The following is a 14,716-nucleotide window of genomic DNA, read 5'->3' as shown; positions in this document are numbered from 1 at the left end:
CGAAACGAATTAGCGACACAATCCTGTGGTTCGCCAACAGGAACTGGCGCTGGGCAAAGTAAATGGCAGACAAGAGCGAAATTACACAAACCGATGTTACGGAATCCGCGGTTGAAAGCTTTTTTGCCAGAAACCGCCCCTATCTGACCGCGATCGCCATTACGCTGGTCTTCGTGATGATGACTTTCGCCATCTATCACCTGACCTCCGAAGTCCGTTATGACGACGTCATCGATGCGCTGACGCAGACCTCGGCCTCGGCGGTGCTGCTCGCCATCGTCTTCACCGCGCTCAGCTTTCTGGCGCTGATATTCTACGACGCCAATGCCATCGAATATATCGGCCGCAAGCTGCCCTTTCCGCCCATGGCGGCAACTGCGTTTGCGGCCTATGCCATTGGTAATACTGCCGGTTTCGGCCCCTTGAGCGGCGGCGCCATCCGCTTTCGCGCCTATTCCCGGCTGGGTTTGTCACCCGGCGAAATCGCCCGCGTCATCGCCTTCGTCACGCTGTCCTTCGGGCTTGGGCTGCTTTCGGTCAGCGCCATCTCCACCTTCATCGTCGCACCGCGCATCGCCGCCATCATCGGCGTCGATGCCGCTATTCTCAGGGGTGCAGCGCTTGCCATAATCGCGGTTCTCGTGGTGGCGGCCTATGTCGGGCGCAACGGGCGCGCCATCCGGCTCGGCGCATGGCGGCTTCGTCTCCCGGACAGCCGGACATCGTCACGCCAGTTCCTCGTCTCCGCCTTCGATATCGCCGCTTCCGCTTCGGTGCTTTATGTCCTGCTGCCCGACACACATCTCGGCTGGCCGACATTTTTCGCCATCTACGCCACCGCCGTCGGCCTCGGCGTCCTCAGCCATGTGCCCGCCGGCCTTGGCGTCTTCGAAACCGTCATGGTTGCGGGGCTGGGCAACGCCATCAGCGTCGATCAGCTGCTCGGAAGCCTCGTTCTCTACCGCGTGATCTATCACGTCCTGCCGCTGGTGGTGGCCATTCTGGTCATGCTCGTCTCGGAGATGAAGCAGTTCGCGGCAAAGCCTGTTGTCTCCGATATCAGCCAGCTTGCCGTCAGGCTCGCGCCGCCCCTGCTATCGACCTTCGCGATGATCCTCGGCACCATGCTGATCTTCTCGAGTGTGACGCCGACACCGGACAGCAATCTGGATTTCCTCTCCAATTTCGTACCGCTTCCCATCGTCGAGGCGGCGCATTTTCTCACAAGCATTCTCGGCCTCGTGCTTGTCGTCGCCTCGCGCGGCCTCGGGCAGCGGCTTGACGGCGCCTGGTGGATTGCGCTGGTCGCCGCCTCGCTGGCGCTGGTCCTCTCGCTCCTCAAGGCCATTGCCGTGTTCGAAGCCGCCATTCTCGGCGTCTTCATCGCGGCCCTTTCCGTCAATATGCGCAGCTTCAACCGCCATGCCTCGCTGGTGAAGCAGGCGCTGGGCCCAAGCTGGCTCGCCGCCATGGCCGTCATCATTGCCGGCGCGGCGACAATCCTGCTCTTCGTCTATCGCGATACGGATTACAGCCAGACATTATGGTGGCAGTTCGAATTTTCCGAGGAAGCGCCGCGCGGATTGCGCGCCCTTCTCGGCCTCGTACTTGCCTCCTCCACCATCGCCATCTTCAGCCTGATGCGGCCGGTGGCCTTCAGGCCGGACGCCATCAAGGCCGACGACGTCACGAGTGCGACCGGCATCGTCATGACACAGGATGCGGCCGACGCCAATCTGGTGCGCATGGGCGACAAGCACGTGATGTTCTCCGAAAGCGGCAACGCCTTCATCATGTATGGGATTCAGGGCCGCTCATGGATCGCGTTTGCCGATCCGGTTGGCGATGAGGATGATTTTCCGGATCTGGTCTGGCAATTCGTGGAAGCCGCCCGTGGCGCTGGTGCGCGCGCCGCCTTCTACCAGATTTCGCCTTTCCTCCTCTCCCATTGCGCCGATGCGGGCCTTCGCGCCTTCAAGCTCGGCGAACTGGCATTGGTCGATCTCACCGCATTCGAACTGAAGGGCGGCAAGCTCGCCAATCTTCGCCAGTCGCTGAGCCGCGGCGCGCGCGACGGACTGACCTTCGAGGTGGTAGAGCAAGCGCAGGTGGCGGATATTCTGGATGAGCTGAAACAGGTCTCCGATGGCTGGCTCGCCCACCACAACACCCGGGAAAAACGCTTCTCGCTTGGCGCTTTCGAGCCGGATTACATTCTGTCGCAACCCGTCGCCGTGCTGCGCAAGGATGGAAAGATCACCGCCTTCGCCAATCTGATGGTGACGGACACGAAAAAGGAAGCCACCGTCGACCTCATGCGTTTTTCGCCGGATGCGCCGCGCGGCTCGATGGATTTTCTCTTCGTCAGCATCATGCAATATCTGCGCGAGGCGGGTTATGAGAGCTTCAATCTCGGCATGGCCCCCATGTCCGGCATGTCGAAACGCGACGCCGCCCCCGTCTGGGACCGCATCGGCAGCACGCTGTTCGAACACGGCGAACGGTTCTACAACTTCAAGGGCCTTCGCGCCTTCAAGGCGAAGTTCCACCCGAAATGGGAACCGCGTTACCTTGCCGTGCAGAACGGCGCAGACGCCGCTCTGGCGCTGATGGATGCGACGGTTCTCATCAGCGGCGGCGTCAGAGGAGTGATCGGAAAATGAGAAAATCCAGCATGCTGAAAGCGGTTCTTGCCGCCTCCGCCCTGTTCGTCTCCCCCTTGTTTGCTTCTGGCGCCGTTTTTGCGCAGGACAAGCCCGCTTACGAGACCGGCATGATCCCCGCCGGGCACATCATGGTGCCGGACGGCGATATCCTCGCCAGCGTCTTCCTGATTTCCGATGCGGACGGATGGACGGCCGCCGATGAGACCCGCGCCAAGGCGCTGGTTGAAAAGGGCGCAGCCGTGGTCGGCATCGACTTCAAGGAATATCTGAAGGCGCTCGAGGCCGATGACGACGAGTGCATCTATATGATCTCGGATATCGAGTCGCTCTCGCAGCAGATTCAGCGCACCGCCGGCACGAGCAGCTATCGCCAGCCCATCCTCACCGGCATCGGCAAGGGCGGAACGCTGGCGCTGGCGATGATTGCGCAGAGCCCCGTTTCCACCGTCCGGGAAGCTATCGCCGTCGACCCCAAGGCCGGCCTGCCGCTCGAGAAAATCCTCTGCACCCCCGCCACCAAGGACAAGGCGGATGGCGAAACGGTCTATGGCCTGACCGACGGCCCGCTGCCCGCTCCCGTCAGCGTGCTGTTCACGCCTGCCGCGGATCAGAAGGGCCGCGACCACGTCAACGCGCTCGTCAAGCTGCATCCCGATATCGACGTGACGGATGTGGATGACAAGGCGGACGAGGTTCTGACCCAGACCCTGTCCGACCAGATCGACGCCGCAGGCGACACCGACAGCCCGCTCGGCCTGCCGATCAAGGTTCTGGAAACCAGCCCGGTGATGGACACCATGGCGGTGATCTATTCCGGCGACGGCGGCTGGCGCGATCTCGATGAGGAAGTCGGCGGCGCCTTCCAGAAGGAAGGCATACCCGTCATCGGCGTCGATTCGCTCCGCTATTTCTGGAAGGAAAAGAAACCGCAGGAAGTCGCCACAGATCTCGGCCGCATCATCGACACCTATCGCAAGGAATGGAAAGTCCGCAATGTGGTGTTGATCGGCTATTCCTTCGGTGCCGATATTCTTCCCGCCACCTATAATCTGCTGCCGGACCGCGACAAGTCGCATGTCGTGCAACTGACCCTGATGGGACTTTCGACCGAAGTGGATTTCGAGATTTCCGTCGAAGGCTGGCTTGGCGTTGCCGGTGAAGGCAAGGGCGGCAAGACGGTGGATGACATCGCCAAGATCGATCCGAAGCTGGTGCAATGCATCTATGGCACGGAAGAAGAAGATGAGGACCCCTGCCCCGGCCTGAAAGCCAAGGGCGTGGAAGCGGTCGGCATCGAGGGCGGTCACCATTTTGACGAGGACTATGAGGGACTGGCCAAGCGTATCGTGACCTCGCTGAAGACCCGGCTGCCGAAATAGCCTGCATCCCCATCGGCCGAAATCCCGCCTCTAGGATGATCTTCAGCCGCGAATGCATCTCCGATGCTTCTTCGCGTCGCGGCCGTGCTTGCGGAATCGCTTAAACTATTATTCAAAAGAAACCGGCCTGCAGTGGATGTTCATCACATTTCCGCAACCGTGCTGCTGTTGATCGCCAACCATGGATTTTATATTTCCGGACGGGTTCAGGGAGCCGCCGCATGCCCGCTTCAAAGCGAAAGACGAAAACACCAGTCCTCGTGGAACGCATCGATCATTTCGTCGGCCAGGTCAAAGAGGCGATGAAGAGCGATGACACGCTGCGCAACAGAAAAATCCGCGATCTGTGGGATGCCGAGGTCCGCTACCATTTCGACAATGGCCGCACCGAAAAGACGCTCGAACTCTACATCATGAAATATCGCAATGCGCTGAAGGCCGAGTTCGGCGTCAAGAGCACACCGCTTGCCATCTGCAACATGAAGAAGCTGCGCGAGCGGCTGAACACCTATATTGCGCGCGCCGACTATACGAAAACCGGCGTGGCGACCTCCATCGTCGAAAAAATCGAGCGGGCGGAGTTCAATACCGCCGGCCGCAAGCCGACCGTTCTGCTGCGTATCGCGGATTTCATTTCGGCGATGAACGGCATGGGAACGAAAGAAGAGATGCAGACCCTGTGGAATGCTGAAATCAGCACCATGAAGGGCAGAGCCCAGACAACGATCATCTCCTACATCACCAAATATCGAAACGCCATCCGCGAGGCCTTCGGCGACGACCACCCGATGCTGAAGATCGCCACCGGCGATGCCGCGATGTATGACGATGCACGCCGGGTGAAGATGGAGAAGATCGCCAGAAAGCACGGCGCGCTGATCACCTTCGAGAATTACCGGCAGGTCCTCAAGATTTGCGCCGATAAGCTCCTGTCCGCCGATCCCCTGATGATCGGCATCGGCCTGATCGGCATGACGGGACGCCGCCCCTACGAGGTCTTCACCCAGGCGGAATTTTCACCTGCCCCCTATGGCAAGGGCGTCTCCAAATGGAGCCTCCTGTTCAACGGCCAGGCCAAGACGAAACAGGGCGAAGGAACGAAATTCGGGATTACATATGAAATCCCGGTGCTTGCCCGCTCGGAAACCATTCTGGCCGCCTATAGGCGCCTGCGCGAAAGCGGACAGGGAAAATTGTGGCATGGCATGTCGATCGACGATTTTTCGTCGGAAACCCGCCTGCTGCTCCGGGACACGGTTTTTAACCTGTTCGAGGATCTCTGGCCGAAGGAAGAGCTTCCCAAGCCCTATGGCCTCCGGCACCTCTATGCCGAGGTGGCCTTTCACAATTTCGCGCCGCCGCATGTGACCAAGAACAGCTACTTCGCCGCCATTCTCGGACATAACAACAACGACCTCGAAACCTCGCTGTCCTATATGACCTATACACTGCCGGAAGATCGCGACGATGCGCTGGCGCGGGCCAAACGCATCAACGAACGGACGTTGCAGCAGATGGCGACAATCGCGCCGGTATCCCGCAAGGCGTGATGCGTTAAAGTCATTTTCCGGGCGTAAAACCGCTCGGCAGTTTTGCCGGAAATGCTTTGGCCGCGGATTTCAGTTCTCCGCGGCCGGCCATTTCATTCATCAAACCCGCGCGTCACCGGAGGTGCGGTAAAGCAGGGTCAATACCGTCAGCATCAGCCCCACAAGTGCGACCGAACCGAAAATGTAGAAATTCCACTCGGGCGCCAGACCCCGCTGCAGCACGAGGCCGCCGATCATCGGGCCGGCAATGCCGCCGAGCCGCCCGACCGCCAGCGAGAAGCCGAGACCCGTGCCGCGAATATGAACGGGGTAGAGCCGTCCCACCAGAACATTGGCGAGAATCTGGGTGCCGATGGTGCCCGCACCCGCAAGGGCGACGAAGGCATAAAGAAGCGGACCCTTATTCACCGTCAGGGCGAAGATCGAGGCGGCGCCGATGGCAAACAGGATCGCCACGACCACCTTGACGTTGCCCTTATCCGCAAACCGCCCGCCGATGAGGATGCCGATCGCAGCCCCGACATTGAGCATGACGGAAAAGCTGAGCGCCGAACTGATGTCATAACCCATCTTGTTCATGATGGTGGGCAGCCAGTTGACCATGCCGAAGGTGAGAAGCAGCGAGCAGAAGTGGATACCCCAGGCATTCAGCGTCGAGAGCAGCCGGCCTTCCGAGAACAGCGCGCCGACGCCGCCCTTTTGAATTTTCGCATGCGGCACGATGCGTTGCAGACCGTAGCTGTCGCAAATGCCGTCAGCCTCCGCCTGCCGCCCCTTGCTTGCCAGCCATTCGGGCGATTCCGGCAGGAACCGCATGAAGATCGGCAGAAGAATAAGCGGCAGGCCGCCGATCAGCATCAAGGGCCGCCAGCCATAGGTCTCCAGAAGAAGGATGCCCATGATGCCGGAAATGATGCCGCCGATAAGATAACCGAGGAAAGACAGGGAATTGGCCTGCGCCCTGCGATGCGGCGGCGAAAATTCCAGCACCAGCGCGGTGACCGTCGGCAACAGCGCGCCAAGCCCGAGACCGGCGAAGAAGCGCGTGATTTCGAAGGCGAGAAAATTCGGCGTCATGGCCGATGCGATCATCATCGCCGAAAAGCCGGCGAGGCTGAGAAGAACCACCTTGCGGCGGCCGATGCGGTCGGCCATGGTGCCGGCAAATAGCGCGCCGAGCAGCATGCCCACCAGCGTCAGCGCGGCGGCGCGCCCGACCATGGCCGGGTTGAGCGCCCATGCGCTTTCTTTCAAGAGTGCCGGTGCGACGGCGCCGTAAACGACCAGATCGTATCCGTCAAACATGATCATCAGGCCGCATGTCGCAATAACGCCGGCCGGGTTCTTCGTCCGCGCTGACGCGGCGCTCAGATAATTCGTGGACATGTTCCTCCCTTTCACGCATGAACGCGCCATCCGGTATGGATAAGCGTCTCCCGTTCCTGCGATATCCTCCGTGAGTGCCCGGCGCGCTCCACACTGATATGTGCCCTGCTCCTGTCAAGCACATATCGCCAGCATCACCCGCCTTCGATTAAATGTTGCATTTGCAAAAATTGCAAATGAAATATTAACAAATGCCAGGCGCATCGCGCCGACGAAATTCAGCCGGGCCCCAGCCCGGAAATCGTCGACAGCGTCGGCGTCCAGCTCAAAATATGAATGCGGTTATAAACACCGTGAATGACGAATGGATCGGCATCGCTGAAGGCGATGACGTCTTCGATCGAGCGCGCCTGCGCGATAATGAGAGCGGCGGATGGGCCGTCGGCAACCGCACTCATCGGACCGGAGACAAGAATCTTGAACCCTTCCGCCATCGCCTCGCCATTGCGCAGATGGGCCTTGTGAGCCTCTATCTGCGCCGCCCGTTGCACGGCCGCAGCGGGATCGCTTTCGGCGAAACGCACGTAAAGCCGGGTTCGGTCGCTCCCGCCTCTCATCGGGCGAGCACGAAATCGTGGTTCACCGACCAGAACCAGTCGCCGATGAAACCCAGGTCCCGCGCCTTCTGCGCATCTTCCACCCGCTGGAAATCGGCGAGCAGACTTTCCTTCACCCCGAAGACCGCATCCGAACGGATATAGGGATCGTCGGGATCGAAGATATGGGTGACGAGCGTGGTGAAGCCTTCGGCCGAAACGATATAGTGCAAATGCGCCGGCCGGTAAGGATGCCGCCCCATGGCGCGCAGCAACTGCCCGACCGGACCGTCATCCGGGATCGGATAATATTTCGGCTTGGCGGCCCGGAACCAGTAGCGCCCGTCCTCGCCAGTGATGAAGACGCCACGCAGGTTGAAATCGGGCTGGATGCCCTTCTGCTGCACGTCATAAAAACCTTCGTCATTGGCCTGCCAGACATCGATACGCGCGCCGGCGACCGGCGCTCCCTCGGTGTCGAGGATGCGGCCGGTGACCACCATATCCTCACCCTTGCCATCGAGGCAGATATTCGCACCCATCGGCATTTCCGGCGCATCCGCGACATGGAAGGGGCCGAGAACGGTCGATTCCGACGCGCCGCTTGGCTTGCGATGGTTGATGGCGTCGACCAGCATGGAGACGCCGAGAATATCGGAAAACAGGATCCATTCCTGCCGCCATTCATTGCAGATCTGGCCCACCTCGGTGAGAAAATGAATGGCCTTCATCCACTCCTCCTCGGTCGGTTCGATTTCCTTCACCGCCTCATGCAGCTTGCGCGTCACCACCGCCATGATTTCCTTCAGACGCGGATCGTCACAGTCGCGCATCCGCGCGATCACGGTTTCAGCCGAGCGTTCCTCGACGAAATAGCCGTCATCATTGCTCATCTTCATATCCATCGTCTCCTCCTCCCATCACTCCGGCCGCGCGCCTTCGAAGGCGCGTTGCAAAAGGTCGCGGATCGCAGTTTTTTCGATTGGCCGCGGGCACCAGTAAGGATTGGCCGTTGCAAGCTCCGCCATGCGGTCGAGATCGTCCGCCCGGACCCCGAGAGCGACAAGGCTCGATGGCGCGCCAAGCCGGGCGGCAAAATCGTAGAGCCCCGCCCCTGCCCTGCCGCCGACAAGAGCGGCGAGCGGCGCGAGAAGATCCAGCACCGCCTGTTCCACATAGGCGATGGTATGCGGCAGAAGCACCGCATGGGTTTCCGCGTGCGGCAGATCGAGACTGCCGCCCAACGTATGGCAAAGCTTGTGATGCAGCGACATGCCGACGGCGCCAAGCACCGTGCCGCACAGCCACGCACCATAAAGCGCGGTCTCGCGTGCTTTGACATCCTGCGGCGCAGCTTTCACGCCGGGAAGCGCCTCGATCATCGCCCGCAATCCCTCAACCGCTATCAGGCTCGCGATGGGATTGCGGTCCTGTGCATAAAGCGCCTCCGCCGCATGCGCCATGGCGTTCAGCCCGCTCGTCATGCTGATCGCGACCGGCAATCCAAGCGTCAGTTCCGCATCGTAAATCACCACTTCCGGCAGGATTTCCGGCCCGCGCATGGTGGTCTTCACCCCGTTTTCCGTCTGGCCGAGAATGGGCGTCACCTCGGAGCCGGCATAGGTGGTCGGGATGACGATCTGCGCCGCACCGGTGCGCAGCGCAATGGCCTTGCCGAGACCGGTGGTGGAGCCGCCGCCGAGCGCCACAACGCAATCCGCACCGGCGGTGCGATAGGCTTCGACCGCGTTTTTCGTCACCTCGACCGGCGTATGCATGGCCGCATCGCAGAATACGCCCACGGCAAGCCGGCCGAGCCGGGCCGCAAGCGCCTCCGCGTCACCCTTCTGCTGCGGCGTGGAAAGCACCAGCACCCGCGACAGGCCGAGGCGGCGGATTTCCTCCGCCACGCCCGCCGAACTGCCTGCGCCGAAGACGATGCGGGCGGGAGCGGCCATATAGACGAAAGGCCGCATGGTTCAGCGCCCATCGAGCTTGAACAGGCGGCGCGCATTGGTGCGGCCGATCTTTACCCGGTCGGCCTCTGCGATGGTCGTCGCGTTGAACCAGTCGGAGGCGTGGTCGATATTCTCAAAGGGCCAGTCCGTGGAAAACAGGATGCGATCCGCGCCGATTTCCAGAATGGCGTCGATCAGCGTCTGGGTGCGGAAATTGCCCGAGGTGGTGATGTGGAAATTCTCATTGAAATAATCCACGAAACGGCGCTTGGCGGGATAACGCGGCGGCAGCTTCACCCAGGCATTGCGGTGGTCGATGCGCCACATCATGTAAGGCAGGCCCTCGCCCATATGGCCGAGGATGATGTTGAGACGCGGATGCTCGTCGAACAGGCCGGACGCCATCAGACGCAATGCGTGCACCGCCGTTTCCTGCGCAAAAGCCCATGTGGGGCCGAGCAGCCAGGGATGGCCGTCATAGATGCGCGAATCCTGCGGCAGCGGGTTGCGCGGATGCAGGTAGAAGGGCACGTCGAGCTTTTCCATCTCGCCCCAGAATGGGCGATATTGCGGCAGGTCGTAATAAAGCGGCGTCTGGCCATCGCCCTCCTGGCTGAAACCATTGACGAGCGCGCCGACGAAACCGAGATCGTTGACGCAGCGCTGAAGCTCCTGCGTCGCCGCATCAGGGTCCTGCAATGGCAGGGCTGCGAAGGCAAGGAAACGATCCGGCCGCCTGGCGCATTCTTCGGCGAGGACGTCGTTTGCCCGCCGCGCGATCTCGATCGCCTTCTTCCTGTCGGGAATGGCCTGCACCGCCGGCGCGTTCAGCGACAGGATCATGGTTTCGATGCCATGCGCATCCATCAGCTTCAGGCGCGTATCCTGAATGTCGAGCAGGCGGTGCTGTAATTCCTTCCAGTAATCGCCAGGTACGAACCCGGCCGAATCCTGAAGCGTTTCCGGGATTGCGAAATGCTCCTCGAGAGCGACCTTGCCTTGCATGTGGTTTCCTCCGAATTCACTCTTTGATTTGCCGCCTGAGAGGCGATCAATATTGACCCTTGGGTTCCAGCCCGAGCATGCTCTGGCCGATCATGGTGCCCACGGCGTCCCAATTCATGCTGATATGGCGGCCGACCGCATTCGCATCGCGCCACGCCCGTTGCACCGGGTTGGAAAGATCGAGCCCGACGCCGCCGGTGGAGTCGTTGAGCGCCTGCACGGCGCGCAGGGCGAGAGACACCGCAAAGGACTGGCCGCGACGGCTGAGAAGACGGTCATCCACCGTAAATTCCGCCCGGCCTTCGATCCTTGCCTGCGAGAGCGCCTGTGCGCGGGCAACATCGCGCAGCAATATTTCGCAAGCCGCATCGACGCTTGCGGCAGCTTCCGCGACGCGCAACTGGATAGTCGGAAATTCGGCCATGCGATTATTGCCGCCCGCCACGGCACCGCGCGTCACCCGGCCGCCGACGTGATCGACATAAGCGGCAAGCGCGCCCCTGGCCGCACCGACGCCTGCCGCCGCGAGACAGGAGGGAATGCCGGTCAGAAGCGGCATGTTGAACAGGCCTTCCTCCGCATAATAATGCCCGCCGGGCGTCTTTCCGCTGGTCGCGTCCGGAAAGGTCAGAACCCGGTGTTTGGGAACGACGACATCATCGAGAACGAGCGTCTTGGACCCCGTGCCGGCCAGGCCCACCACGTGCCAGGTGTCTTCAATCGCATATTGCCCGGCGGGAACGAGCAGGAAGGCCGGAACCGGCTTTCCCTCTCCCTGCGGCGGCAGAATGGCGGCGCAGAGGGACCATTGCGCGTTTTCGCAGCCCGAGGCGAAAGCCCATTTGCCGCTCAGGCGATAACCGCCATCGGCTGTTTCCGCCATATTCACCGGCGCATAGGAACCGCACAGCAGTGCATCGGGGTTTTCGCCCCAGACATCGGCCTGCGCCTCTTCCGGAAACATCGCCAGCAGCCATTGATGGGCCGACAGCAGGCCGGCGACCCAGCCGGTCGACGCACAGGCGGCTGAAAGCTCGATATTGGCCTCGACCAGCTCGGCGAAATCTCCGCCCTTGCCGCCGAAGGCGCGGGGTTTGACGATATCGAAATAACCGATGCCGCGCAGCGCCTCGATGTGGCTGGCCGGAACGCGCCGGGCCTCCTCCGTCTGTCTGGCGCTCGCCCGGAAAAGATCGGCTATGCCGGTAACGCGGCTTGCGAGGCGGGCACGCGGGTTCGTTTGCGCCGGCAGCGGCGCATGGCTCATATCGTTCATGATTGTCTCCTTCCGGACGTTACTGGCCGGATGTTGCTGGCCGGAGGTTATCCCGCCGGGATTATCTGGGCGGCAATGATCAGGCGGGCAGGCTCGCGGGGCTTGCGGCGCAATATTGGGCGTTTTCGTAGAGCAGCGGCCGTGTCGTCTCGCTGACATCGGCCGAAACAACCTGCCCGATGAAGACGGTATGGGTCCCGTAAGGCATCGCCGCAACCCGACGGCAGGCGATGGCGGCATGGGCCGTGGGCAGATAGAGAACGCCATTGTCGTGGCGCTGCCATTGACCGTCGCGGAAACGCTCTTCCGGCGACACCTTGCCGCTAAAGGCGTCCGACAGGGCAATCTGATCCTGCGTCAGCACATTGACGATGAAATCGGGCCGGCACAGCAGCAGTTCATGCAGCAGGGTGCGATTGTTCAGGCAAACCAGCAGGGACGGCGGCTCCATCGAGACTGAAGTGACGGCCGTGACCGTCATGCCGTGATCGCGCTGATCACCGGAAGCACAGGCCGTGATAACCGTCACAGTCGCCGGGAAACGACGCATCGTTGAACGGAAATTCTGACCGACGCCTTCAGGCGCAAGGCTGCTCAGGCCAAACAATGCTGATGTCATGAGATCCTCCCAAATCCTGCATTTTTATTTATTTGCATTTGCAATATTTGTCAACGCAAATGTTTTTCGTCATTTTTTGTGAAAGGCAGAACGCCGCATTCCCGTGTCTTATGGGGCGAAGCTATTGAAACGGATGGATTGTGCCGGTACAGCCGATAGGCGCACATCAGCATCTGCGCAGATGGTTCTCAAACGGGGATTTGCTCGTGTCCTATCAATTCACCGATTCGGTACCCTACCTACTCAACTGGGTGGGCGTTCGGCTTGGCGAGCGCTTTTCCGTAAGACTGGCCTCCTATGACATCACCCTGCCGATGTATCGCGTGCTGGCGACGCTGCGGCAGCAGGAGAGCAAGACGCTGACCGAGCTTTCGGACATGGTATCGGTGGAGATTTCCACGCTGTCCCGGCTTGTGGGGCTGATGGTCCGGCGTAACCTCGTCAGCCGCGAACGGCCGCTCGACAATGCGCGCATCGTGCGCATCACCCTCACCCCGAAGGGCGAGGAACTGGCCGATGAACTCATGCCCATCGCCGCCATGTTCGAAAAAACCGCGATCGAAGGCCTCGACCCGGCCGAAGTAAAACTCTTCAAAAGCATCCTGCGCCATATCGGCCGCAACATTGCCGGCCTCTAAACGGCCCACATTCGAAAAATGCGGGCCGTTATGATCGGCAGAGGTTTCCGCCTATTCGGGATTTGAGAGTTTCTTGCCCGCATCAGGGCCGGACCGCAGCGTATAAATCGCCTCCAGGTGGATAAGCACGGCGCATTTCGGCTCTTTCATTCCCGCCTTGCCGGCGAAACCCAGGGCATTCTGAAACGGAGCCCCTTCGGTGAAAATCTCCGGCCGACCGACGAAGCGATAGCCGTCGAGCGCTTCCCGGTCTATGACCGCGACGGCGATCTTCGAGCCGTCACGGATGTTCTGCAGCGTTTGACCGCCGGTATTCTCATTGTAGATCAGCGTCCTGTCGTCATAGACCCTGAGCGAGCGCTTCGGCCCGATATCCGGCAAGCCGTCCTTGCTGACCGTCGACTGGATCGGCAGCTGTTTGGCGAGAAAGGATTTCATCGTATCGTCTAGCGTATTCACGTTGCATTATCCTGATGTGTTTGAGAGTGGGCTTTCATCGTCATGACGGAATGATCGGGCAATGCGGGCAATCGTCGCCCGCCTGCTCCGCATGGCGGGCCGCACGGAAGACGGCAAAGGCCGTGCCATATGCCTCCTGAACCGCACGGTCGATCACCCCGTCGTCACGCCCCCCCGACCGGAGATGATGTGCAAAGGCTGCGAGAGCCTGTTTGAGATGCTGCACGCAGGCGACCCGCATCGCCATCGGCGAGGAGGACGACCGGGCGGCCTCAAGAAGCCGCTCGTAAGCTCTCCGGTAAAGCCCCTCCGCCTCCAGGTAATTGCCCTCACCATTCTCCAGTTCCGCAAGATTATGGCACGAGACGTTGTAGATGACCGGCGCTGGATAGTGGCAGGGCTTTTCGAGGGCGGCGGCAAACAACCGCTCCCCTTCCGCCAGCGCATCGCCGTAAATGCCGCGCGCAAGCGAAATTTCCCCTTGCGAATAGGCCATATTGGCCCGTTCGGTCAGCCTCTTCCAATATCGGTCGCCGCCATCGATGACGACGAAGTCTCGCGAACGCGATGCGGCAAAGGCCTGCGTTCCGCCTGGGATTGAAACCTGTTTCATGCTCGACCCTCACTTATGCGGCCTTCAGGACGTCGTCGCCCTTCTGCCAGTTGCATGGGCACAATTGGTCGGTTTGAAGCGCATCGAGCACCCTGAGCACTTCCTGCGGATTGCGCCCAACGCCGAGATCGTTGACCGTGACGAAGCGAATGATGCCTTCAGGATCGACGATGAAGGTGGCGCGCAGCGCAACGCCTTCCACGGGATGCAGAACGCCGAAAGCCGCACTCAACTCGCGCTTGATGTCCGATAGCATGGGGATCGGCAATTCTTTGAGATCCGCGTGGTTCTGCCGCCAGGCGAGGTGGACGAATTCACTGTCGGTCGAGACACCGTAGACGACCGCGTCGCGATCTGCGAATTCCGGGCTGAGCTTGCCGAAAGCCGCGATTTCGGTAGGGCAGACGAATGTGAAGTCCTTTGGCCAGAAGAAGATGACCTTCCACTTGCCGGCGCTGCTCGTGTCGCTGATGCGTGTAAAAGCATTGGCCGGATCAGTGGAGACAACCGCCTGGAGGTCGAATGCGGGCAGTCTTGCACCAATGGTAAGCATTTGGATTTCCTTTCATTGCCGTTTGCCGGACGAGACAAGGCAGCTCATTCCGCCTCCATCCGGAAAGGCGGGCCGCAA

Annotated in this window: 14 protein-coding genes; 4 read left to right on the top strand and 10 right to left on the bottom strand. The window is 60.8% G+C overall.

Going from position 1 to position 14,716, the window contains the following annotated elements:
• Nucleotides 1-62: 62 nt before the first annotated feature.
• The 3 genes from mprF to telA all read left to right on the top strand — a co-directional run bounded on the left by mprF (nt 63) and on the right by telA (nt 5,595).
• The gene (gene mprF / locus ACQZ60_RS24535; protein WP_020810150.1) at nt 63-2,663 is read left to right on the top strand and encodes a bifunctional lysylphosphatidylglycerol flippase/synthetase MprF; all 2,601 of its coding nucleotides are present in this window, start codon (nt 63-65) and stop codon (nt 2,661-2,663) included.
• Nucleotides 2,660-4,045, top strand: a complete 1,386-nt coding sequence (locus ACQZ60_RS24530) for a virulence factor (protein WP_020810149.1) — start codon at nt 2,660-2,662, stop codon at nt 4,043-4,045. The genes mprF and ACQZ60_RS24530 overlap by 4 nt, the downstream gene beginning before the upstream one ends.
• Before the next feature lie 221 nt (nt 4,046-4,266).
• Nucleotides 4,267-5,595: a telomere resolvase TelA gene (gene telA / locus ACQZ60_RS24525; protein ID WP_020810148.1), complete on the top strand. Its 1,329-nt coding sequence runs from the start codon at nt 4,267-4,269 to the stop codon at nt 5,593-5,595.
• 99 nt (nt 5,596-5,694) lie between these two features.
• On the opposite strand, the gene ACQZ60_RS24520 is transcribed toward telA, so the two are convergent.
• The 7 genes from ACQZ60_RS24520 to graD all read right to left on the bottom strand — a co-directional run bounded on the left by ACQZ60_RS24520 (nt 5,695) and on the right by graD (nt 12,375).
• Nucleotides 5,695-6,981: an MFS transporter gene (locus tag ACQZ60_RS24520; protein WP_020810146.1), complete on the bottom strand. Its 1,287-nt coding sequence runs from the start codon at nt 6,979-6,981 to the stop codon at nt 5,695-5,697.
• Between the two features lie 218 nt (nt 6,982-7,199).
• On the bottom strand, nt 7,200-7,538 hold the full coding sequence (locus tag ACQZ60_RS24515) for a YciI family protein (RefSeq protein ID WP_020011713.1): 339 nt from the start codon (nt 7,536-7,538) through the stop codon (nt 7,200-7,202).
• Complete coding sequence (graB, locus tag ACQZ60_RS24510; RefSeq protein WP_020810145.1) at nt 7,535-8,422, bottom strand: hydroxyquinol 1,2-dioxygenase; 888 nt, start codon at nt 8,420-8,422, stop codon at nt 7,535-7,537. Before graB ends, ACQZ60_RS24515 begins: the two co-directional genes overlap by 4 nt.
• A 15-nt stretch (nt 8,423-8,437) precedes the next feature.
• Entirely contained in the window at nt 8,438-9,493 is a 1,056-nt protein-coding gene (locus ACQZ60_RS24505) for a maleylacetate reductase (protein WP_448736314.1), read from the bottom strand.
• A 3-nt stretch (nt 9,494-9,496) separates the two neighbouring features.
• Nucleotides 9,497-10,480 (bottom strand): gamma-resorcylate decarboxylase, encoded by a 984-nt coding sequence (gene tsdA / locus ACQZ60_RS24500; protein ID WP_020810143.1) that lies wholly within the window; start codon nt 10,478-10,480, stop codon nt 9,497-9,499.
• Nucleotides 10,481-10,526: 46 nt separating this feature from the next.
• Entirely contained in the window at nt 10,527-11,756 is a 1,230-nt protein-coding gene (graA, locus tag ACQZ60_RS24495) for an FADH(2)-dependent resorcinol hydroxylase oxygenase component (protein ID WP_020810142.1), read from the bottom strand.
• 79 nt (nt 11,757-11,835) lie between these two features.
• Nucleotides 11,836-12,375, bottom strand: a complete 540-nt coding sequence (graD, locus tag ACQZ60_RS24490) for an FADH(2)-dependent resorcinol hydroxylase reductase component (RefSeq protein WP_020810141.1) — start codon at nt 12,373-12,375, stop codon at nt 11,836-11,838.
• A 206-nt stretch (nt 12,376-12,581) separates the two neighbouring features.
• On the opposite strand from graD, the gene ACQZ60_RS24485 reads away from it, so the two are divergent.
• Nucleotides 12,582-13,013 carry a MarR family winged helix-turn-helix transcriptional regulator gene (locus ACQZ60_RS24485; protein WP_004433168.1) on the top strand — a complete coding sequence of 144 codons (432 nt, stop codon included), beginning with the start codon at nt 12,582-12,584 and terminating at the stop codon, nt 13,011-13,013.
• A 51-nt stretch (nt 13,014-13,064) separates the two neighbouring features.
• Here the strand turns inward: ACQZ60_RS24485 and ACQZ60_RS24480 are convergent, their stop codons facing one another.
• Genes ACQZ60_RS24480 through ACQZ60_RS24470 form a run of 3 tightly spaced genes read right to left on the bottom strand, consistent with a single transcriptional unit; the run spans nt 13,065 to nt 14,638 of the window.
• A complete protein-coding gene (locus ACQZ60_RS24480; RefSeq protein ID WP_031233851.1) occupies nt 13,065-13,472 on the bottom strand; it encodes a pyridoxamine 5'-phosphate oxidase family protein in 408 nt (135 codons plus the stop codon).
• A gap of 40 nt (nt 13,473-13,512) precedes the next feature.
• Nucleotides 13,513-14,085, bottom strand: a complete 573-nt coding sequence (locus ACQZ60_RS24475) for a hypothetical protein (RefSeq protein WP_020810138.1) — start codon at nt 14,083-14,085, stop codon at nt 13,513-13,515.
• 13 nt (nt 14,086-14,098) lie between these two features.
• Nucleotides 14,099-14,638, bottom strand: a complete 540-nt coding sequence (locus ACQZ60_RS24470; RefSeq protein WP_020810137.1) for a peroxiredoxin — start codon at nt 14,636-14,638, stop codon at nt 14,099-14,101.
• Nucleotides 14,639-14,716 lie beyond the last annotated feature (78 nt).

The organism is Agrobacterium sp. 22-223-1, assembly GCF_053522385.1.
Note: the sequence above shows the minus strand (reverse complement) of the source record. Positions and strands in the feature narration are given on the sequence as shown.